Source organism: Variovorax flavidus, assembly GCF_030317145.1.
GTDB lineage: Bacteria > Pseudomonadota > Gammaproteobacteria > Burkholderiales > Burkholderiaceae_C > Variovorax > Variovorax flavidus.
Map to the genome: position 1 here is coordinate 453,750 of NZ_JASZYE010000002.1, position 21,447 is coordinate 475,196.

Annotated in this window: 20 protein-coding genes; 10 read left to right on the forward strand and 10 right to left on the reverse strand. The window is 65.8% G+C overall.

The window, feature by feature from the left end; translation table 11 throughout:
• Positions 1–4: 4 nt before the first annotated feature.
• Positions 5–1,054 (reverse strand): SPFH domain-containing protein, encoded by a 1,050-nt coding sequence (locus QTH90_RS12770; protein ID WP_286664917.1) that lies wholly within the window; start codon positions 1,052–1,054, stop codon positions 5–7.
• A 395-nt stretch (positions 1,055–1,449) separates the two neighbouring features.
• Here QTH90_RS12770 and QTH90_RS12775 point away from each other — a divergent pair, with 395 nt between their 5' ends.
• The 4 genes from QTH90_RS12775 to QTH90_RS12790 all read left to right on the forward strand — a co-directional run bounded on the left by QTH90_RS12775 (position 1,450) and on the right by QTH90_RS12790 (position 5,064).
• Complete coding sequence (locus QTH90_RS12775; protein WP_286664918.1) at positions 1,450–3,789, forward strand: NADP-dependent malic enzyme; 2,340 nt, start codon at positions 1,450–1,452, stop codon at positions 3,787–3,789.
• Between the two features lie 182 nt (positions 3,790–3,971).
• Positions 3,972–4,385: a guanyl-specific ribonuclease gene (locus QTH90_RS12780; protein ID WP_286664919.1), complete on the forward strand. Its 414-nt coding sequence runs from the start codon at positions 3,972–3,974 to the stop codon at positions 4,383–4,385.
• 47 nt (positions 4,386–4,432) lie between these two features.
• Positions 4,433–4,864 (forward strand): barstar family protein, encoded by a 432-nt coding sequence (locus tag QTH90_RS12785; RefSeq protein WP_286570543.1) that lies wholly within the window; start codon positions 4,433–4,435, stop codon positions 4,862–4,864.
• Complete coding sequence (locus QTH90_RS12790) at positions 4,843–5,064, forward strand: hypothetical protein (RefSeq protein WP_286664920.1); 222 nt, start codon at positions 4,843–4,845, stop codon at positions 5,062–5,064. The genes QTH90_RS12785 and QTH90_RS12790 overlap by 22 nt, the downstream gene beginning before the upstream one ends.
• Positions 5,065–5,193: 129 nt before the next feature.
• Here the strand turns inward: QTH90_RS12790 and rsmA are convergent, their stop codons facing one another.
• Genes rsmA through QTH90_RS12805 form a run of 3 tightly spaced genes read right to left on the reverse strand, consistent with a single transcriptional unit; the run spans position 5,194 to position 9,867 of the window.
• Positions 5,194–5,967, reverse strand: a complete 774-nt coding sequence (gene rsmA, locus QTH90_RS12795; RefSeq protein WP_286664921.1) for a 16S rRNA (adenine(1518)-N(6)/adenine(1519)-N(6))-dimethyltransferase RsmA — start codon at positions 5,965–5,967, stop codon at positions 5,194–5,196.
• A gap of 34 nt (positions 5,968–6,001) precedes the next feature.
• Positions 6,002–7,390 carry a peptidylprolyl isomerase gene (locus QTH90_RS12800; protein WP_286664922.1) on the reverse strand — a complete coding sequence of 463 codons (1,389 nt, stop codon included), beginning with the start codon at positions 7,388–7,390 and terminating at the stop codon, positions 6,002–6,004.
• A 14-nt stretch (positions 7,391–7,404) separates the two neighbouring features.
• Complete coding sequence (locus QTH90_RS12805) at positions 7,405–9,867, reverse strand: LPS-assembly protein LptD (protein ID WP_286664923.1); 2,463 nt, start codon at positions 9,865–9,867, stop codon at positions 7,405–7,407.
• A 98-nt stretch (positions 9,868–9,965) separates the two neighbouring features.
• On the opposite strand from QTH90_RS12805, the gene QTH90_RS12810 reads away from it, so the two are divergent.
• From QTH90_RS12810 to QTH90_RS12830, 5 genes are all read left to right on the forward strand, one after another.
• Positions 9,966–11,060, forward strand: coding sequence for an aminoglycoside phosphotransferase family protein (locus QTH90_RS12810; RefSeq protein ID WP_286664924.1), 1,095 nt, complete (start codon positions 9,966–9,968; stop codon positions 11,058–11,060).
• Positions 11,057–11,785 (forward strand): 16S rRNA (uracil(1498)-N(3))-methyltransferase, encoded by a 729-nt coding sequence (locus tag QTH90_RS12815; protein ID WP_286664925.1) that lies wholly within the window; start codon positions 11,057–11,059, stop codon positions 11,783–11,785. The genes QTH90_RS12810 and QTH90_RS12815 overlap by 4 nt, the downstream gene beginning before the upstream one ends.
• 44 nt (positions 11,786–11,829) lie before the next feature.
• Positions 11,830–13,185 carry a M20/M25/M40 family metallo-hydrolase gene (locus tag QTH90_RS12820; RefSeq protein ID WP_286664926.1) on the forward strand — a complete coding sequence of 452 codons (1,356 nt, stop codon included), beginning with the start codon at positions 11,830–11,832 and terminating at the stop codon, positions 13,183–13,185.
• 34 nt (positions 13,186–13,219) lie between these two features.
• The gene (locus QTH90_RS12825) at positions 13,220–13,699 is read left to right on the forward strand and encodes a YidB family protein (protein WP_286664927.1); all 480 of its coding nucleotides are present in this window, start codon (positions 13,220–13,222) and stop codon (positions 13,697–13,699) included.
• A 99-nt stretch (positions 13,700–13,798) separates the two neighbouring features.
• Entirely contained in the window at positions 13,799–14,971 is a 1,173-nt protein-coding gene (locus QTH90_RS12830; RefSeq protein ID WP_286664928.1) for an MFS transporter, read from the forward strand.
• On the opposite strand, the gene QTH90_RS12835 is transcribed toward QTH90_RS12830, so the two are convergent.
• Positions 14,968–15,804: an alpha/beta hydrolase gene (locus QTH90_RS12835; protein WP_286664929.1), complete on the reverse strand. Its 837-nt coding sequence runs from the start codon at positions 15,802–15,804 to the stop codon at positions 14,968–14,970. The genes QTH90_RS12830 and QTH90_RS12835 overlap by 4 nt on opposite strands.
• Positions 15,801–17,294 (reverse strand): M20 family metallopeptidase, encoded by a 1,494-nt coding sequence (locus QTH90_RS12840; protein WP_286664930.1) that lies wholly within the window; start codon positions 17,292–17,294, stop codon positions 15,801–15,803. Before QTH90_RS12840 ends, QTH90_RS12835 begins: the two co-directional genes overlap by 4 nt.
• 175 nt (positions 17,295–17,469) lie before the next feature.
• On the opposite strand from QTH90_RS12840, the gene QTH90_RS12845 reads away from it, so the two are divergent.
• A complete protein-coding gene (locus QTH90_RS12845; protein WP_286664931.1) occupies positions 17,470–18,276 on the forward strand; it encodes a DUF72 domain-containing protein in 807 nt (268 codons plus the stop codon).
• Between the two features lie 6 nt (positions 18,277–18,282).
• Here the strand turns inward: QTH90_RS12845 and QTH90_RS12850 are convergent, their stop codons facing one another.
• The 4 genes from QTH90_RS12850 to metX all read right to left on the reverse strand — a co-directional run bounded on the left by QTH90_RS12850 (position 18,283) and on the right by metX (position 21,408).
• Complete coding sequence (locus tag QTH90_RS12850; protein ID WP_286664932.1) at positions 18,283–18,831, reverse strand: bactofilin family protein; 549 nt, start codon at positions 18,829–18,831, stop codon at positions 18,283–18,285.
• 225 nt (positions 18,832–19,056) lie between these two features.
• Positions 19,057–19,644 (reverse strand): IMPACT family protein, encoded by a 588-nt coding sequence (locus QTH90_RS12855; RefSeq protein WP_286664933.1) that lies wholly within the window; start codon positions 19,642–19,644, stop codon positions 19,057–19,059.
• Positions 19,645–19,672: 28 nt separating this feature from the next.
• Positions 19,673–20,260, reverse strand: a complete 588-nt coding sequence (gene metW / locus QTH90_RS12860) for a methionine biosynthesis protein MetW (protein ID WP_286664934.1) — start codon at positions 20,258–20,260, stop codon at positions 19,673–19,675.
• The gene (gene metX / locus QTH90_RS12865; protein WP_286664935.1) at positions 20,257–21,408 is read right to left on the reverse strand and encodes a homoserine O-succinyltransferase MetX; all 1,152 of its coding nucleotides are present in this window, start codon (positions 21,406–21,408) and stop codon (positions 20,257–20,259) included. The genes metW and metX overlap by 4 nt, the downstream gene beginning before the upstream one ends.
• Positions 21,409–21,447 lie beyond the last annotated feature (39 nt).

Here is a 21,447-nt window from a genome sequence, read left to right on the forward strand (position 1 = left end):
CGGATCAGACGAGCTTTTTCAGCAGCTCCGCCTTCTTGGCGTCGAATTCTTCCTGTGTGAGGATGCCCTTGGCCTTGAGTTCACCGAGCTTTTCGAGCGTGGTCATCACGTCGGCCGGATTGACGACCGCGACCACCGGTTGTTGCGCCGGAGCGCCCGCAGCGGCCGGGTTGTTCTGGCTGAGCCCCTGCGACAGGTTCTGCGCCAGCACCTGGCCCAACGCAACGCCGGCGCCCAGACCCATCGCATCGCCCGCGATGCCGCCGCCGCTGCCGGCGCCTTCGGCAAACTTCGGAATCGCCTGCGCCGTCTGGTACTGCATGAACTTGCCCATGTCGTTGCCGACCATGCCCATGCCGATCTTCTGGTCGAGAATTTTCTGCAGCTCTTCCGGCAGCGACACGTTCTGGACGGTGATGTTCTCCAGCTTGATGCCGATCTTCGCGAATGCCGGCACCAGTTGCGTCGCCAGCGCTTCCGCGAACTGGATCTGGTTCGCCGCGAGGTCCAGGAAGGGAACGCCGCTCGAAGCGATGGCATTGCTGATGTTCTGCAGGACCAGGCCACGCAGCTGCCCGTCGAGATCCGCGACCGTATAGATGTCGCGCGTGCCCGAGATCTCGGTATGGAACAGCTTGGCATCGCCGATGCGGAAGCTGTAGTTGCCGAAGGCGCGCAGCCGCACCGCGCCGAAATCCTTGTCGCGGATGGTGATCGGCTGGGGCGTGCCCCATTTCTGATCCACCTGCTGACGCGTACTGAAGAAGTACACGTCGCTCTTGAAAGGCGACTCGAAGAGCTTGTCCCAGTTCTTGAGATAGGTCAGGACGGGCAGCGTCTGCGTCGTGAGCTTGTACATGCCCGGGCCGAACACATCGGCCACCTGGCCCTCGTTGACGAACACCGCGATTTGCGACTCGCGCACCGTGAGCGAGGCGCCGTTCTGGATCTCCATCTCCGCCATCGGGAAGCGCCAGGCCAGTGTGCCATCACCGGTCTCGGTCCACTGAATGATGTCGATGAACTGCTTCTTGATGAAATCCATCAGCGCCATGGTCGCTCCTCGTTTCGCGGGTTTGCTGTGGCGGGCATATTGCCACAGCACCCAAAGGACAACTCTGGGGATAGTTCCGGCACAACGCAACACTTGTCCACAGGCTCGACGCGTTCCGCGAAGTTGTTCGCTTTGGCGCGACAGCACCGAAGCGATGCTGCGCACAGCACTGCGGCTACGGCAAACCCTTGTCGCGAAACAGGAAAATGACCCTGTCCACAGCGAAGCGCGGCCCTTACTACTACTACTAATCTAAATAAGAAGAATAAGTAGGAGAGATAGTAAGAGCCGTGTTTTGCGAAGCGTCCCTCGTTGGCGTGGCGCACCGGCGGGGCGCGGAATCGAGGTCTACAATCGGCGCCCTTTACAAGAAGCGTCCTAGGAGGCACGGCCCAATGTCCGATTCGACTTCGCAGATCCCCACGCCCGAAGACAAGCGCGCCGAACTGCGCCGGGCGGCGCTCGAGTACCACGAGCATCCGGTCCCGGGGAAGATCTCGATCGCCGCGACCAAGCAGATGGTCAACCAGCGCGATCTGGCGCTTGCGTATTCGCCTGGCGTCGCTGCTCCGTGCGAGGAAATCGTCAAGGACCCGGTCAACGCCTTCAAGTACACGGCCCGCGGCAATCTCGTGGCGGTCATCACCAACGGCACGGCTGTGCTCGGCCTGGGCGACATCGGTCCGCTGGCTTCGAAGCCGGTGATGGAAGGCAAGGGCGTCCTGTTCAAGAAGTTCGCCGGCGTCGATGTGTTCGACATCGAGATCGACGAGAAGGACCCGGCCAGGCTGGTCGACGTGATCGCCGCGCTGGAGCCGACTTTCGGCGCCATCAACCTCGAGGACATCAAGGCACCGGACTGCTTCTACGTCGAGCGCGAGCTGCGCAAGCGCATGAAGATTCCGGTCTTCCACGACGACCAGCACGGCACCGCCATCACGGTGGCCGCGGCCATGCTGAACGGCCTGAAGGTCGTGGGCAAGGACATTTCGGAGGTGAAGCTCGTCACCTCCGGCGCGGGTGCTGCGGCGCTGGCCTGCCTGAACCTGCTGCTCAAGGTCGGGCTCAAGCGCGAGAACGTCTTCGTGACCGACCTGGCCGGCGTGGTGTACGAAGGCCGCACCGAGCTGATGGATGACGACAAGCGCCAGTACATGCAGAAGACCGAGGCGCGCACGCTGGCCGAGGTGATCGAGGGCGCCGACGTGTTCCTCGGCCTGTCCGCCGGCGGCGTGCTCAAGCCTGCAATGGTCGCGAAGATGGCGGCCAAGCCGGTGATATTTGCGCTGGCCAACCCCAACCCCGAGATCTCGCCGGAAGACGCACACGCAGTGCGCGACGACGTGGTCATGGCCACGGGCCGCACGGACTACCCGAACCAGGTCAACAACGTCCTGTGCTTCCCGTACATCTTCCGCGGCGCGCTGGATTGCGGAGCGACCACCATCACCGACGAGATGGAAGTGGCGGCGGTGTATGCGATCGCCGAGCTGGCGCAAGCCGAGCAAAGCGAACGCGTGGCGGCAGCCTACGTGGGCGAGAAGCTGAGCTTCGGCCCCGAGTACCTGATCCCGAAGCCTTTCGATCCGCGGCTCATGATGAAGATCGCGCCCGCGGTCGCCAAGGCCGCGGCCGAGAGCGGCGTCGCGCTGCGCCCAATCGCGGACCTCGACGCCTATCGCGACAAGCTGCAGACGTTCGTCTATACGTCCGGCACGACGATGAAGCCCATCTTCGATGCGGCCAAGCGTGCGTCGAAGAAGCGGGTTGCGTACTGCGAGGGCGAGGAAGAGCGCGTGCTGCGCGCCGCGCAGATCGTGGTCGACGAAGGCATTGCACGTCCCACGCTGATCGGCCGCCCGGCCATCATTGCGCAGCGCATCGAGAAGTTCGGCCTCCGTCTCAAGGAGGACCTGGACTACGACATCGTCAACGTCGAGCAGGACCGCCGCTACCGCGATTTCTGGCAGACCTACCACCGCATGACCGAGCGCAAGGGCACGACGGTGCAGACGGCCAAGATCGAGATGCGCCGGCGCCTCACGCTGATCGGCGCGATGCTGCTGCACAAGGGCGACGTGGACGGCATGATCTGCGGCACCTGGGGCACCACCGCCATCCACCTGCACTACATCGACCAGGTGATCGGCAAGCGCCCCGGCGGGTGCGCGAGCACGCCGCAGAACGTGCCGATCTATGCCTGCATGAACGGCCTGCTGCTGCCCAACCGGCAGGTGTTCCTGGTCGACACGCATGTCAACTACGACCCGACGCCCGAGGAACTGGCCGAAATCACGACCATGGCGGCCGAGGAAATGATGCGCTTCGGGCTCAAGCCCAAGGCGGCGCTGCTGTCGCACTCCAATTTCGGCAGCAGCAACCTGCCGACCGCGGTCAAGATGCGCCAGACGCTGGATCTGCTTCGCGTGCAGGCGCCCTGGCTCGAAGTCGACGGCGAAATGCACGGTGACGTTGCTTTGGACGGCAAGCAGCGCGCCAGCGTCATGCCGCACAGCGCGCTGGCGGGCGACGCCAACCTGCTCGTGTTCCCGAACATCGACTCGGCCAACATCTCCTACAACCTGCTCAAGACCGCGGCGGGCGGAAATATCGCCATTGGCCCGGTCCTTCTCGGTGCGGCCAAACCTGTGCACATCCTGACGGCCAGCGCGACGGTGCGCCGGATCGTGAATATGACGGCTCTCACCGTCGCGGACGCCAACGCCGAACGCTAGGCGCAAAAGCGACAGCGGTCGCTAACTTCGCTTTCGTGCATATCGCCTTGCACCTGCTCAAAGATTGGGCAGGCGCTTGCTATTTGCGCGCCTCTGGTGCACACTTGCGGGCTTGAATTTGCGGGTTAACCCCAAGGTTAGACCCCCAGTTCGGCCCCCCGCTCTTTTTCCTCTGGTGCCCCATGGCGGTTTACGCCTCGATCACGTCCCCGGTTTCCAAGTTTGCGCTCACTAGCTTGTTGCTGGTCGGCCTAGCGACAGGAGTCCAGGCTCGCGAATGGTTCGGCACCCGCGCTGACCAACCGGCAAAGGAAACGATCGCGTTGGCCGAATTGCCGGTGCAGGGCCAGCGTACTTATGGGGCCATTTTGAATGGTGGTCCCTTCCGATACGAAAAAGACGGCGTGGTGTTCGGCAATCGCGAACGCCTGTTGCCGCAGGAACGGCGAGGCCATTACCGAGAGTACACGGTCGAAACGCCCGGCTCGCGTGACCGTGGTGCACGGCGCATCGTCTGCGGAGGCGAGCGCACGGCGCCATCGGACTGCTGGTACACGGCAGATCACTATGCGAGCTTCAGGCGGATCGTGCCATGAGCGATGAATTGAATTGGAGCGGCGCGCCAAAGCGCCCCGAAGTAATGATGACGACAACCATGGAAAGACCAGCGGAGATGACCTTATCCCTTCGTGCCGTGCGACCTAATATCGTGCAGTCGATTCGCGCATTTCGCGTGAACGACCTGCAGGAAGCGGCGCACGCGGCGGGTCAGCACTTCCTCTATGCCAACCTGGGCAACGCCCAGACCAAGCAGGACGTGCTGGACCTGATCGCCCAGCAATTCACGTTTCCGCAGCACTTCGGCAAGAACTTCGACGCTTTGTACGACTGCATGACGGATCCCTTGCACAAATCGGGCCCGCAACCGGGCTTCGTGATCGTGCTCGAGCAGATCCCGGCCAATGCCAAGTTCGACAAGGAAGCACGCGAGCAACTGCTCGACATCTTCCGCGACGCCTCGGACTACTGGGGAGACCGGAAGATACCGTTCAGGTGCTTCTATTCTTTTCTGTAGCCCGTTCTGCACACACCAGCCAAGCAGAACGGGCGAACGAGGCTCAGCAAAACGGCGCCGAACCGGCTCCGACCGTCGAAGTCCAGAACACCGACCCGACGGCAGAAAAGATGCCGACCGACAAGTTGGTCGACGTATCCCCGCTGGCGCTGCGCATGAGCAGCCCCTTCAACGCCGGATACTGGCTCGCCGCGGCGTAACTGTTGCTCGCCCCCAGGCTTGCTCACTTCGTGTAGCCGCCTACCCCCTGCCGGGGGCAACACCAGCGGACCGGCTGAGCCGGGTCCGCGGTGTTTCACGAACAAAAGCCCGTCAGTGACGGGCTTTTTTCATTTGGGGGCCTGTTGGGCCAGGGCTACGTATTCCTCGACTGGCACTTCTTCTGCGCGGCGCTGGGTGTCGAAGGTGCCTGCGAACTGGTGCTGGTCCAGCCACTTGCCCAGGGTGTGGCGCAGCAGCTTGCGGCGCTGGCTGAAGGCCACCTGGACGATTTCTCCCAGCCTTGCGGCATCGACCTTCGGCGGCTCGGCGAAGGGCACCATGCGGACTACGGCGCTGTCGACGCGCGGGGGCGGGTCGAAGCTCTCGGGCGGCACGAAGAGCACGTTGTCCATGGCGTAGCGCCATTGCAGCATCACGCTCAGGCGGCTGTAGTCGGAAGTGGCCGGCTTGGCCACCATGCGGTCGATCACCTCTTTCTGCAGCATAAAGTGCTGGTCGGTGATCAGGTGCGCAAAGCCCAGCAGATGGAACAGGATGGGCGTGGAGATGTTGTAGGGCAGGTTGCCCACGACGCGCAGGGCCTTGCCCGGTGACGCGACCAGGTTCGCGGCGAGGGCGGCGAAGTCCACCTTCAGCACGTCGGACTCGATCACGTTGAGCTGCCCGTGGCTGCGCAGTCGCTGCGCGAGGTCGCGGTCGAGCTCGATCACCGTCAGGCGGCCCAGCCGCTCGACCAGCGGCTGCGTCAGCGCCGCGAGGCCCGGGCCGATCTCGACCATGGCATCGCCGGGCTGGGGCGCGATCTCGCGCACGATCGCATCGATGATCCCGCCATCGGACAGGAAATGCTGCCCGAAGCGCTTGCGAGGGATGTGCTGCATCAAGCGCGGGCTCGGCCGGCCATCACGATGTCGATCACGATTGCGGCGGCTCGCGCATTTCGACGTAGGCCCGTGCGCGCACTTCCTGCGCCCAGGTTTCGGTGGATTCCGCAATCCGCTTCTGGCGCAGCAACGCCCGCGCGGCTTCGCGCTGTTCGGCCTGGCTCAGCTTGGCGTCGCGGCGCCCGACCACCTGGATCAGGTGCACGCCGAAGCGCGAGACCAGCGGGTCGCTGATCTGGCCCGGAGCCAGGCGATTCATGGCTTCCTCGAACTCGGGGACGAACTGGCCGGGGCGTGCCCAGCCCAGGTCGCCGCCGTCCTTGGCGCTGCCGTCCTGGGAGTTGTCGCGCGCGAGCACGGCGAAATCGGCCGTCCCGTTCTGCAACTGCTGCTTGAACTGGTTCAGCTTGGCGATGGACTCGGCCGTCGAGCGCTTCGAGTCGTTGAGCAACAGGATGTGGCGGACCTGCGTCTGCGTCACCACCGCGTCGCTTGCGCCGGGCTGTGCCTTGGACAGCAGCTTGAGCACGTGGAAGCCGGCGTTCGAGCGCACCGGCCCTGCGATGCCGTTGACCGGCGTCGATTGCGTCGCGTCGACGAGCAGGGGCGGATAGCGGTCCGCGCTGCGCATCCCGATGGCGCCGCCCGAGGCGCGGTCGGGCGCATCGGAGAACTCCTGCACGAGCTTGGTGAAGTCCTCGCCGGCGCGCGCCCGCTGGGCGAGGCCCTGGGCACGCTGCTGCAGCTTGGCCACATCGGCCTCGCTGGCGGACTCCGGCACCGCGACCAGCAACTGCGCGATGTTGATGTTCGGGGCAATTGCCGCGTTGGAGCCGCTGCGCTGGTCGCGAATGAACTGGTCGACCTCCACGTCGGTGATCTTGATCTTGCCTTCGATCTCACGGTCCCGCAGGCGGATCAGGGTGAGCTGCTCCCGCAGTTCGCGGCGGAACTGCTCTTGAGACAGGCCTTCTTCCGCCACCCGGCGGCGCAGCTCGGTCACGCTGATCTGGTTGTTCCGCGCGACGGTCTGTTCGGCCTGGTCGATCGCGATGTCGTCGATCTTGATGCCTTGTTCCTTCGCCACCTGCATCTGCGCACGCTCGTTGATGAGGCGGTCGAGCACCAGCCGCATCAACTCCTGGCGCGAATAGCGTGATGCTTCGGGGTTGTCGCGAAGAATGCGGACCGCGCGCGCCTGCACCTCGGTGTTGGTGATCGGCTCGGAATTGACCAGTGCGACGATGTATTCCGCCGAGCGCTGGACCGTGGGCGCTGCTGGCGCGCGGGGTGCGGTCGGCGGGGCGGCCAGACGCGGGCCGGAACGCATGATGTCGGTGATGCCGGTTCCTTGCGCACCGGAGGCCGTTGCCAGGGTGGCAAGGCAGGCCAGGGTCAGGATGGAGCGGATGTGATTCATGGCGGTGCTCGGTCTCAGTCGTAATTGGTGAAGCGGCTCGGCCCTGCGAACGGCTGGCGCAGGGGGGTGTACCGCTGAATGTTCTGCGTCAACGTACGTCTCGGGCTCGACCCGATGCTGGCAAAGCCGACAAGCTCAAGCTGGAACATGATCCGCGTGCTCGCGGTGACTTGCCCGGTCGTGACGCGTTCCAGCACCACGCGCCCGATCCAGCAGCAACCGTCGTATTCAAAGCCGAGAACGCCATCGGTCAGTTTGCTGTCCTGCAGACTGTAGTTAAGGCGACCGACCGCGTACCAGCGCCCGCCGCCTTGACCACGGCCGACGCCGAGGTCCTTGCCCTTGTCGCCCCAGAGGTCGTTCAGCGGCCATTGCCAGCTGACATCGATCGACTTGTTGCCGTCCTCGGATGTCGGCGTGGAGTTGGCCTGGTAGCGATAGGCGGCGCTGATCGAGCGATAGGACCCCGGGTTGTAACGCGCGCTGATCGCCGTGCGCGTCGACGTTTGCTGATCCGGATTGTATTGGACCGTGCCGTCCACGCTCCATTTCGGGGTCCAGTTGATCTGGGCGCCCAGGAGAATGTCGCTCAGCCGGTCGGTGACCGGCGCCTGGCCGGGCAGGGTGACGAGCTGGTCCTCGAAGCGCAGGCGCTGCGCGATGCCGAAGCGGGCCGCCTCGACGCCGGTGTCGGGGTCGATGAAGCGCGTGCTCACGCCCAGGGTGAGGAGGTTGCTGTCGGAGATGCGGTCGTTGCCGGAAAACGCGTTCTCGGTGTAGATCGTCGCGAAGTTGAAGTCGTTGGACGCCGAATCGTAGTTCGGCAGGTAGTTCTGGTTGCGGAACGGCGTGTACACGTAGTAGGCGCGCGGCTCCAGGGTCTGCAAGAAGGACCGGCCGAAGAAGCTGGTGTCGCGCTCGAAGATCAGGCCGCTGTCGAGACTGAAAGTCGGCACGGTGCGCGTGGCACTGCTGGTCAGGTCAAAAAGCTGCGTGTTTCCGAAATCGAAGGTCTTGCGCACCATCGGCGCATCGAACTGGTAGGCCGTGGCATTCAGCATGACCTTCGGAATGACGAACGTGCCTGGGGTCAGGAAGGGTCGGCTCAGGCTGACGATGCCGAAAACACGCTCGCCATTGGGCTGGCACTCGACGGACGCGCTGGACGGAATCGCTGCGGCGCATTGCGTGATCGGATTTGTCTCGAACCGGGAATAGTCGGCGTTGAACGAGAAGTCGAAGCCGTTCCAGTCGTACTTGTTGTAGTTCGCCGTGATTTGCGGCATGCGGTCGTACGGCGGAACGATCGGCGAGGGCGCGTACTGCAGCGTCTGGTAGCTCAGTGCGCGCGCCATCCCGCTCCAGTCGCCCTTGCTCCAGGCGAGCGTGCCGTCGTTCGACAGCAAGCGCTGCGTCAGCGAGGGCGTGCGTGTGAAGTCGCGCCAGTAGTCGTTGTCGCTCACGCGGTTGATGTTGAGCGTGCCGACCAGCGAATCGAGGCCGAAGTACGGGGCGTCGAACCGTTGCGTATGGTTCGTCCAGATGCCCCAACGGTCGCGGTCGCGCAGGCGGTCGTCGGGCATGTAGTCGGCCCGGATCTCGCCGTGATACTTTTCTTCGAGGTAGCGGAACTCGGTGCCGAGGTTGATGCCGCGCTTCGACATCAGCGTGGGGTACAGCGTGGCATCGCGATTGGGCGCGATGTTCCAGTAGTACGGCGTGGTGATGTCGATGCCGTTGACGCTGTCGATGCCGATGACCGGCGGCAGCAGACCGCTCTTGCGATCGTTGCTGAGCGGGAAGCTCAGCGAAGGGAACGGGGGCGTGCTGACGCCCATGAAGCTCAGCCGCGCGTTGGTCGCGACGCCGACGTTTTCTTCCGTGTCGGTGGTGAGCGTCGCGGCGCTCAGCAGCCATGCCGGCATCCAGCCCGGATAGTCCTCGGCCCGGCAGGTGGTGTAGGTGGCCTGCCGCGCGACCGACACGTTGCTGTCGACGAAGTCGATGCGTTCCGCCGTTCCGTGGCCGCCGTTCACCAGGAACCTGTAGCGAACGTTGTTGAAGAAGCCTTCGAAAGTCTCGATCCGCAGCTGCAGCTCGGGGCCTTCATAGACGTTGCCGGCCTGGTTGACGTGCACGTTGCCGGTCGCCTTGGCGAGATCCTCGGGCTGGTAGTACTCCAGCCGGTCGGCTGTGATCATGGTGTCGCCGCGGCGCAGCATCGCGTTGCCTTCGACCACCGTCTCGAGGTCGGGCCGGCCGGTAATGCGGTCGCCCGTCACGAAGCTGGGCAGTTGCCCGCGCTGATCCGGCGTGATGGTTTCGGTGAGCTGCGGCGTGCGCTTGAGCACGAGCGGGCCATCGAGATCCGCATCCTGTGCCCACGCAGCGTGGGCATGCAACAGGGCGAGCGACAGCACCGCCAGCGGCAGGGGCGGGCGGGACCGGCGCCAGGCGGCTCGGTTCAGGTCAGGCATCGGGTACGGGACAAATATCGTCTGGAGGGGGATGACGGCGCCAGGGGCCGGCAGGTTGCGAGGCTCCGCAGCAGGCGGATTTGTAGAATTGATTATCCATGACAGCCTCCCAGCCAACGGCCAACGGCGCCGCGACATCTTTTCATCCCCCCGCCTGGAGCGATCCGGCCCGCGCCCAGGCGTTCAGCCAGTGGATGGAGCGCGTCGCAACGGCGCACCAGCTGCTGCCGAATACCGTTCGCCTCGCTTCGGCCGACGCGAGCTTCCGGCGCTATTTCCGCGTCGACACCCGCGACGGCGCGCTGACCCGCATCGTGATGGATGCGCCGCCCGCCCAGGAAAACAGCGCCCCCTTCGTGCAGGTCGCGAAGCTGATGGCCGACGCCGGTGTCACCGCGCCGCGCGTGCTCGAATGGGACGAAGCCAACGGCTTCCTGCTGCTGGACGACCTGGGCCTGCAGACCATGCTGGACGTGGTCGACCCCGCCCAGCCCGATGCCGCCCGCCCGCTCTACGCCCAGGCGATCGATGCGCTGATCCTCTGGCAGAAGGCCTCGCGGCCCGAGGTGCTGCCACCTTACGACCAGGCCTTGCTGGAGCGCGAACTGGCGCTGTTTCCGCAGTGGTACATCGGGCAGCACCGCGGCTTGCCCGTGGAGGGCAAGCTCCAGGAGCGCCTCGAGCGCAGCTTCAAGCTGATCGTCGCGAACAACCTCGCCGCGCCGCGCGTCTACGTGCACCGCGACTTCATGCCGCGAAACCTGATGTTCACTGGCGGCCCCACCCTGGGCGTGCTGGACTTCCAGGATGCCGTGCACGGCCCTATCACCTACGACATTGCGAGCCTGATGCGCGATGCCTTCCTGAGCTGGGACGAGGAATTCGTGCTCGACATGACGGTGCGCTACTGGCAACAGGCCCGCAAGGCCGGCCTGCCGGTGGATGAGGACTTTGGCGCCTTCTACCGCGCGGTCGAATGGATGGGCCTGCAACGCCACCTGAAGGTGGCCGGCATCTTCGCGCGGCTCACGCTGCGCGACGGCAAGCCGAAGTACCTCGCGGACACGCCGCGCTTCATTGCCTACATCCGGGCGACCGCCAGCCGCTACACCGAACTCACGCCGCTGCTGCGCGTCATCGACGAGGTCGAGGGCACCCAGGCCGTGAGCGGCTTTGCCTACGGACGGGTGTGACGGCGCGCTTTCACTGCGCCATCGCGCTGACCGCAGACAGCGCCCTGACGTTGCCGCCCGGCGCCGCGCGCCACGTGCAGGTGCTGCGGATGCAGCCGGGCGACGCGCTGACCCTGTTTGACGGCAGCGGCGGCGAATACGCCGCAACAGTCGAGCGCATGGGACGCAGCGAAGTCGCCGTCCAGGTCGGCGCGCACAGCGCCATCGAACGTGAAGCGCCGCGCGCCGTGCACCTCGCCGTCGGCATGCCTGCCAACGAGCGCATGGACTGGCTGGTCGAGAAAGCGACCGAGCTGGGCGTGGCGAGCATCCAGCCGCTCATGACCGCCCATGGCGTGTTGCGTCTCATGGGCGAGCGTGCGGACAAGAAGCGTGCGCATTGGGAAGCCGTCGCCATCGCGGCCTGCGAACAATGCGGACGCAACCGCGTGCCGGTGATCCATCCGGTGCAACCGTTGGCCGGCTGGCTGGCGAAACCCGTCGCGGATTCGGAACGCTTCATCCTGAGCCTGGCCGACGGAACCCGGCCGGTCGCCGACATCGCCCACGGTGCATCGAGCGAGCCGCGCGATGCATGGGTGCTGAGCGGGCCGGAAGGCGGCCTCAGCGCCACCGAGGAGCAGGACGCGATCGCGCGCGGCTTCGCGCCGCTCACCCTCGGGCCGCGTGTCCTGCGCGCCGAAACCGCCGCGCTGGCGGCGCTGGCGTTGCTCGCCGGCCAGTAAGCGCCGGTTCCTTCTTCTCTTTTCGTCCTCATCACTGGATCGTCATGCCGACTTGCTTCATCCCTTCGCGCCTCGCACCCATCCTGCTCGCTGCGCTGTGTGCCGCGGGCGTCGCTCACGCCCAGGGATCGGCGGTTGCGCCGACCCCCACGCAGGTGAAACCGGCCGTCGATCAGGCCTACACACAGCTTCTGGCTGCACCCTCCATCAAGCAACTGCTCGACGCGGTGCAAGCCGACCACGAACGCTCGATCGAGGACCTGAAGCTGCTCACCGAGATCGAGGCGCCGCCCTTCAAGGAGCAGAAGCGCGCCGAAGCCTTTCTCGCGCGCCTGAAGGCCCTGGGGCTGTCGGACGCCCGGATCGACAGCGAAGGCAACGTGATCGGCCTGCGCAAGGGCAGCGGCAACGGGCCGAAGCTGATGATTTCGGCCCATCTGGACACCGTGTTCCCGGCCGGTACCGACGTCAAGGTGAAGGAGCGCGACGGCAAGCTCTACGCGCCGGGCATTTCGGATGACACGCGGGGTCTCGCGGTGCTCCTGTCGTGGCTCAAGGTACTCAACGACAACAAGATCCAGACCGTGGGCGACCTGCTGTTCGTCGGCAACGTCGGCGAGGAAGAGCTGGGCAACCTGCGTGGCATGAAGGCGATCTTTCGCGACCATCTGGATATCGACGGCATGGTCGGCGTCGAACCCGCGCCCGACGGCAACGTGCTGGTGCTCGGCACGGCGAGCCATCGCTACGAGGTGACGTTCAAGGGACCGGGCGGCCACAGCTATGCGGCCTTCGGCCAGGTGCCCAGCGCAATCCACGGCATGGGCCGTGCCATTGCCAAGATCGCCGACATCAAGACGCCCAGCTTCCCGAAGACCACCTTCACCGTCGGCACGGTGGGCGGTGGCACTTCCGTCAACACCATCGCGCCGGATGCGCGTATGGCGGTCGATATCCGCTCGGACGACATGGGCGCGCTGCTCGACACCGAGAAGAAGGTGCTGGCCGCGATCGACGAAGCGGTGGCGGAAGAAAACAAGCGCTGGAATGTCACGACGCTGAGCGTCTCCAACAAATTGATCGGCGACCGGCCGGGCGGACGTACCTCGGCGGACTCGGTGATCGTCGAAGCCGCCGTGCGGTCGAACACCGCCTTCGGCCACAAGACCCTGCTGTCCGGGGCGAGCACCGATGCGAACGTGCCCATGTCGCTCGGCATCCCGGCGATCATCATCGGCGGCGGCGGCAAGACGGGCGGCTTTCACGCACTCTCGGAATGGATCGACGTGACAGACGGGTGGAAGGGCGCGCAGAATGCCCTCGTGACCGTTCTCGGGCTTGTCGGCGTACAGGGTGTGAGCGAGCCCTTGCTTACGAAGCGCGCCCCGCGCCTGAAGTAGAGTTGCACCCAAGTCAACGTTCAGGAGGCCCATCATGGGATTGCTAGATTCAGTACTCGGACAAGTGCTCGGCGGCACGCAGGCTCAACCGCAGGCGGGCGACATTGGCAGTCTCGGCGGGCTTGGCAGCCTGCTCGGCAACAACGGTGACCTCGGCGGTCTGGCCGGCGCGCTCGGTGGCCTGCTCGCCAACAACGGCGAAGTCGGCGGGCTTGGGGGTCTGGTCTCCAAGTTCAACCAGGCCGGCATGGGCGACGTGATCGGCTCCTGGGTCGGCACCGGCGAGAACGCGCCCATCTCGGGCGGTCAGCTGCAACAGGCGCTCGGCAGCGACGTCGTCTCCGGCATCGCGCAGAAGCTCGGCATCAACGCCGCGACGCTGCTGCCCCTGCTGGCCACCATGCTGCCCACGCTGATCGACCACCTGACGCCGAAGGGCCAGGTGCCGGCAGAGGGTTTGGGCAATCAGGACGACCTGCTCTCGTCGCTCAGCGGATTGCTGCAGAAGGGCTGAAGCACCTCGCTCCAGAACCATGGCGCCTCCGGGCGCCATTTTTGTGGGCGCGGCACTGCGTGATAGAACCGGCGTCCACTCGCTGCCCGCCGTCTTCACATGAATCGCAATCTCTGGCTGCTCACCGTCTGCCAAGGCCTGTTCCTGACGAACAACGTCGCCTTCATCGCCATCAACGGTCTCGTCGGCCTGGCGCTGGCGCCGCGCGGCTGGATGGCGACCTTGCCCGTGATGGGCTACGTGGTGGGCGGCGCGCTGGCGACCAGCCTCGTCGCGCGCACGCAGAAGCGCTTCGGACGGCGGCGCTCGTTCCAGATCGGGATTGCCGTGGCGCTGGGCTCGGCGCTGCTGTGCGCGCAGGCCGCGGTCTGGAAGGACTTCTGGCTGCTCTGCTTCGCGACGGTGGTGGCGGGCTACTACAACGCCAACGCCAGCCTCTACCGCTTTGCCGCGGCCGAACTCGCTGCGCCGGACTGGCGCGAGAAGGCGGTGTCGCTGGTGATGGCGGGCGGGCTGATCGGCGCGGTGGCGGGTCCGAACCTCGCCGCCGTCACGCGCAGCTGGTTCGCAGTGCCATTCGCGGGCGCCTATCTCGCGCTGGCCGCGGTCGCGCTGCTGGCGATGGTGATGATGCAGTTCATCGACTTTCCCGCGCCGCCGCCCAAGAGCAGTGCGGCAGGCGGCCGGTCGCTGGGCGAGATCGCGCGACAGCCGGCGTTCATCGTCGCGGCCGTGTCGGGCGCGCTCGGTTTCGGCGTGATGAACCTGCTGATGGCGGCGACGCCGATTGCCATGCAGGTCTGCAGCCTGCCCTTCGAGGACATTGCCTTCGTTCTCGAATGGCACGTGATCGGCATGTTCGCGCCGGGCTTCTTCACCGGCCACCTGATCCGCCGCGTCGGCGTGCTGCCGGTGATGGGCATGGGACTGGCGCTCAATTTCGGCTGCATCGCCGTGGCGCTCTCGGGCGTGGACCTGCACCAGTTCCTGATCGCGCTGTTCATGCTGGGCGTGGGCTGGAACTTCCTGTTCACGGGCAGCACCACGCTTTCGCTCGCGACCTACACGCCAGAGGAAAGGGATCGGGCCCAGGGCGCGCTCAACTTCTGCATCTTCGCGACGCTGGCGGTGAGTTCCTTCGCATCGGGCGTGCTGGTCACGACGCAGGGCTGGCGGCTGCTGAACCTGGGCTCGCTGGTGCCGGTGGTGCTGACGGGCATGGCGCTGCTGTGGCTTGCTTACCGTCGGCGCACGGCGCCGGCCGCGGCCTAGGCGGCAGGGAAGCGCTCGACGAGCCAGCGCTGGAGCGCGTCGAAGACCGGGGCGGCGTCGCGCTCGTTGAAGATCTCGTGATAGTGCGCCGGAAAGCAGGTGGTGCTGAGCACCGATGCCGGCGCGGCGGCTGCAAAGGCCCGGCTCCCGGCGGGGTTCACCAGTCGATCGTCGCCGGCGTAGATCAGCAGCGTCGGCACATGCCACGTGGGCGCCGCTGCCTGCACGACGGCGCCTTCGTCGGCGAGAAATCGCGCGAGCCGCGCACCGATGCGGTCGTGGCACAGCGGATCGCCGCGATAGGCGGGCGCGATGGCGGGGTCGTGCGACAGGTACTTCACGTCGAGCCCGTTGCCCACGCGCAGGTCGGGCGCCAGACGTGACAGCGTCGCGATGAGAAAGCGCTGGAATGCGCTCAGGCCTGCATCCAGCGCAGGCGAAGACAGCACCAGCGCATCGACCGGACGCACATCGCGCGCAACGAAGCTCGCCGCGACCAGTCCCCCGAGGCTGTGCCCGAGCAGCACGAGCGGCAATCCCGCGTAGGCGGCGCGCGTGTCGTCGACGACGAGCGCAAGGTCATCGACCAGCCGATTCGCGGTGGGCAGGCCGCCGCGTGCGCCGCTCGACGCACCGTGCCCATGGTGATCGGATGCGCGCACCGCAAATCCCCATGCGTTGAGGCGCTCGGCAACATGCGGATAGCGACCGGCGTGTTCCCCCAGGCCATGCACCAGGATGACGACGCCCCTGGCGCGGCCGGATTCCAGTGGCCAGTCGTGCAGCGCCAGCGTCTCGCCGCCCGGCGCTTGCAAGGTGTGGAGTGCCTTCAAGCCGCGACGGCGCGGGCGACCGGCAGCGCGGCGATGACCTCGGCCACTGCCGCCGTCAGCTTCTTCGCGTAGGGCACGTGCAGGAACTCGTTGGGGCCGTGGGCATTGCTCTTCGGCCCCAGCACGCCGCACACCATCATCTGGGCCTTCGGGAAGCCGACGCTGAGCATGTTCATGAGCGGGATCGTGCCGCCTTGCCCGATGTAGCCGCAGTCCGCGCCGAAGTGCGCGCGCGAGGCGGCATTGAGCGCGCGTTCGAACCACGGCGCGGTATCGGGCGCGTTCCATCCGGTGGCCCCGCCACCGCCTTCGAACGTGACCTTCGCCTGGTACGGCGCGTTGTCTTCGAGCAGCGTCTTGAGTTGCTGCACCGCCTGGTCGGCATCGACCAGCGGCGGCAGGCGCAGGGAGAGCTTGAAGGCGGTGTAGGGGCGCAGCACATTGCCTGCGTCCTTCAACGCCGGGAAGCCTTCGGCGCCGGTGACCGAGAGCGTCGGCTTCCAGGTCCGGTTGATCAGCGCCTCCACCGGATCGGTGGTGGTCGGCAGCGCGAACGTGGTCGACCCGCCGCAGTCGAAGTGCGCCCACGGAAAGCGCTTGTAGACCTCTTCGCCCAGGATCGCGGCCGTGGCTTTCGCCTGCGCGAGCCGTTCGGCGGGCACCGCGCAATGGAAGCTCTCGGGCAGCAGGCGGCCGGTCTTGCTGTCTTCGAGGCGGTCGAGCACCTGCCGCATGATGCGGAAGCTCGACGGCACGAGCCCCGAGGCATCGCCCGAGTGCACGCCTTCGGTCAGGATCTCGACCTTGAGCGTGCCGCTGGCCATGCCGCGCAGCGAGGTGGTGAGCCACAGCTGGTCGTAGTTGCCCGCACCCGAATCCAGGCAGATGACGAGCGACACATCGCCCAAGCGCGGGCGCAGTGCATCGACGTAAGGCAGCAGGTCGTAGGAGCCGGATTCCTCGCAGGTCTCGATCAGGCCCACGATGCGCGGATGCGCCGCACCTTGCGCCTTGAGTGCCTTCAGCGCGGCGACGCTGGCGTACACGGCGTAGCCGTCGTCGGCACCGCCGCGCCCGTAGAGCAGGCCGTTCTCGTACTTGGGCGTCCACGGGCCCAGGTCGTTGCGCCATCCGGTGAACTCGGGCTGCTTGTCGAGGTGGCCGTACATCAGCACGGTTTCCTTCATGTCGGTGCCGGTGGCCGCGACTTCGAAGAAGAGCACAGGGGTGCGACCTTCCAGGCGCACGATCTCCAGCTTCAGGCCCTCGACCTTCCGCGCCTCGACCCAGGCGGCGGCATTGCGCAGCACCGTCTCGAGGTAGCCGTTCTGCACCCAATCCTTGTCGAAACCCGGCGACTTCGCGGGGATCGCGATGTAGTCGGTGAGTTGCTTGACGATGTCGTTGTCCCACTGGGTCGACACATCGGACAGCGCGCGCCCGGCGTCGAGCAGACCGGCAGGCAGTTCGCGGTGGAGGGGGGCGTTCATGGAGTTCTCCGCGGGGTTGGGGGAACGATGTTAGTACGTGCCGCCGGATCATGGGCAGATGACACCCGAGCGGTGGATGCGATAAAAGGCGTGCTTCGCCAACCTTGCCGAGGGACGCCATGAATGCGCACGCCGAAGTTTCGAGCCCGGGATCGCTCGCGCGGGGAGTCCGGCCATGAGCGGCGCGAGCGAACGCATCCGGGTCGGCGTCGGCGGATGGACCTACGAGCCCTGGCGCAACAACTTCTATCCGGCCGGCCTGCCGCAAACGCAAGAGCTGAACTACGCGAGCCGGCACCTCACGGCGATCGAGGTCAATGGCACTTACTACAGCACCTTCAAGCCGACGACTTTCAGGAAGTGGCACGACGAGACGCCGGACGGTTTCATGTTCTCGCTGAAGTCATCGCGCTTCGCGACCAATCGGAAATTGCTCGCCACGGCAGGTGACTCGATCAAGCGCTTCATCGACAGCGGCATCGGCGAACTCGGCGACAAGCTGGGCCCGATCGTGTGGCAGTTCATGCCGACCAAGGTGTTCGACCCCGAGGATCTCGCGGGCTTCCTCGAACTGCTGCCGAAAAAGGAGGGCAGCCGCGCACTGCGTCACGTGCTGGATGTTCGGAACGAGAGTTTCCGCACGCCGGAGTACCTCGCGCTCGCGCGCAAGCATGGCGTGGCCACGGTCTTCACCGACTCCGAAAAATTCCCGTCGTTCGCGGACCTGACGGGTGACTTCGTCTATGCGCGGCTGATGAACAGCGACGCCAGCTTCGAGAGCGGGTATGCGCCCAAGGCGCTGGATGCGTGGGCGGAGGCCGCGAAGACATGGACCAAGGGCGGCACGCCCGCCGCGCTGCCGCACGTCGAGGACGGCAAGGCGCAGGCATCGCGCGCTCGCGATGTCTTCGTCTTCTTTATCAACGGCGCAAAAGAAAAGGCACCGGCGGCTGCCGGTGCCTTGATCAAGCGCCTGGAGTGAACCGCGTCAGGCGGCTGCTTGCAGGGCCGTGGGCGCGGTCGTGGAGGCCGCAGTCTTGCTGCCGGGAGCGGCAGCGCCGAAGCTGATCTCGCCGGAGAGCTGGCCGCCTTCCTCAACGACGATCTTGCCGTAGCGGATCTTGCCGGTGACCTTGCCGGTCGAATGGATCACGAGCTTTTCGCGCACCGTGAGATTGCCGTCGAACAGGCCGCGGATCTCGGCGATGTCGATTTCAGCAGAGCCCTTGAAGGCACCTTGCTCGGCGATCTGCATCACGCGGGAATCCATGGTCGCTTCCACGAGGCCTTCGACGACGAGCGTGTCGCAATCGGTGATCTCGACGCCCTTGAGCTTGATGTTCGGGCCGACGGTGAGTTTGCTGCCGCCTTCCTTGGCGACGCTCGCGACGGCATTGGCGGCCTGGGTCGTGAGAGTGGAAGGGCTGACGGGAGTGCCCGAAAGATTGGTGCCGGAACCCATCAATGGCGCGGGACGGGAGGTGAGATTGTCGGCTTCGCGATCACGTTTGCCGAAGAAGGGGGACTGTGTGGCCAATGGGGAACTCCTCAAAACGCGTATCGTAAGAACCCCCTTACGCCTCGCGGCACTTCATTGCGCAAGAGGCGTAACTGAATAAATCGTGCGCAATTGCAAGTTTGAACTTTCGTGCTCCATATCTCGGGTATCTGGCTTCGCCGTCGCGAATGACCTGCCGATTTTTCTCGTGGCAATCATCGCCCGCGATGACGGCACCGGAGACCGCAACGCCGCGACAGTGCGTCATTCCGGCAGCCAGGCGACGCGCCCTTGCGCAGCATCGTCGAGGCGTGCGATGAAGGCCGCGGCCGACGGTTCGGGCAATGTGAACGAGAAATGCACCATGCTGTCGTGCCGCACTTCGTGGATCGTGGCGCCGGCGCCGGCGATCTCGCGGCGAAGAAGTCCTTCGAACGCATAGGGCACCGCGCAATGCAGGCCGCGCTGCCGTACCAGGGGCACGAGCGCCGCGCCCGCCAGCGCCTGCGCGACGCTGTCGGTGTAGGCGCGCACCAGTCCGCCCGCACCGAGCTTGATGCCGCCGAAGTAGCGCACGACGGTGGCCAGCACGCTTTCGAGGTCGTGATGCCGGAGCACCTCCAGCATTGGACGCCCGGCCGTGCCGCCGGGCTCGCCATCGTCATTGGCCGCGGACTGTCCGCCTGCCATCAAGGCCCAGCAGACATGTGCCGCACCGGGGTGTTCTCTGCGCAACGCATCGACCACGGCCTGCGCTGCGGCGCGATCGACCACCGGTTGCACGCAGCCGATGAAGCGGCTCTTCTTGACGATCAGCTCGCTGTGGAGCGGCGCGGCGAGGGTGAACGGCATGACTTCAGGGCTCGCCCGCCATCGGTGGCTACCGGTCGCGTTCGAACTTGAAGACCGCGGTGCTGGCGCGTGCGTTAGGCAGCCAGCGGATTTCGCGTCCCTCCTGCAGGCCGAACGCATCGAGCACGCGCAGGCGGTTCTTGCGTGCGAGCACTTCGAAGTCCTTGAAGGTCCCGACGCGGATGTTGGGCGTGTCGTACCACTGGTAGGGCAGGCGCCGCGTCACCGGCATGCGGCCGCGCGCGATGCTGATGCGGTTCGGCCAATGCGCGAAATTGGGGAAGGCGACGATGCCGATGCGGCCCACGCGCGCGGTTTCGCGCAGCATCACTTCGGCATTGCGCAGGTGCTGCAGCGTGTCGATCTGCAGCACCACGTCGAAGGACGCGTCGTCGAACATCGCGAGGCCTTCGTCGAGGTTGAGCTGGATCACGTCGACGCCGCGCCGCACGCACTGGAGCACGTTGCCGTCGGCGATCTCGATGCCGTAGCCGGTGCAGCCGCGCTCGCGCTGCAGCAGGTCGAGCAGGGCGCCGTCGCCGCAGCCGAGGTCGAGCACTCTTGCGCCTTCGGGCACGAGGCGTGCGATGAGTTGCTGGGTGTCCTGATCGCTCATGCCGATGCGACTCCTGCGATGCGGTCGAAGTAGGAGCGCACCACGCTCATGTAGCGCACGTCGTCGAGCAGGAAGGCGTCGTGCCCATGCGGCGCGTCGATTTCGGCGTAGCTCACGTTGCGGCGGTTGTCAAGCAGTCCCTTGACGATCTCGCGGCTGCGCGCCGGGGAGAAGCGCCAGTCGGTGCTGAAGCTCACGATCAGGAACTTGGCCTTGGCCTGCGCCAGCGCTGCACGGAGGTCGCCGCCATGCCCGCGTGCGGGATCGAAGTAGTCGAGCGCGCGTGTGATGAGCAGATAGGTGTTGGCGTCGAAATACTCGCTGAACTTGTCGCCGTTGTAGCGGAGGTAGCTTTCGATCTGGAACTCGACTTCCTGCGTCGAATAGAGGAATTCCGTGTGATCGACGCTGCCCTCGACCGCGCTGCGCAACGCACGGCCGAACTTCTCGTTCATCACGTCGTCGCTCTGGTAGGTGATGTGGCCGATCATGCGGGCGATGCGCAGGCCGCGTTTGGGGATCACGCCGTGCTCGTAGAAATGGCCGCCGTTGAAGTCGGGGTCGGTGACGATCGCGCGGCGCGCCACTTCATTGAAGGCGATGTTCTGGGCCGTGAGGCTGGGCGCGCTGGCAACGACCACGGCGTGCTGCACGCGGTCGGGATATTGCATCGTCCACGAGAGCGCCTGCATGCCGCCGAGGCTGCCGCCCATCACGGCCGCGAGGGTCTGGATGCCGAGGGCGTCGAGCAGCGCAGCCTGCGCGTTGACCCAATCCTCGACCGTGACCACGGGGAAGTCCGCGCCGTAGGCATTGCCGGTCGCAGGGTTGATGTGCATCGGCCCGGTCGAGCCGAAGCAGGAGCCGAGGTTGTTGATGCCGATGACGAAGAAGCGGTCGGTGTCCACCGGCTTGCCGGGGCCGATCATGTTGTCCCACCAGCCCTCGGACTTGTCCTGCCCTGCGTACACGCCGGCGACGTGGTGCGAGGCGTTCAATGCATGGCAGACCAGCACGGCGTTGCTTCGGTCGGCATTGAGCTCGCCATAGGTCTCGAAGGCGAGCGTGTAATCGCTGATCGACGCGCCGCTGGTGAGGGCCAGCGGGCCGGCGAAATGCATCGATTGCGGAGTGACGACGAACGACATGAATGAAAAACCCGGCCTCGCCAAAAACGAGCCGGGTCG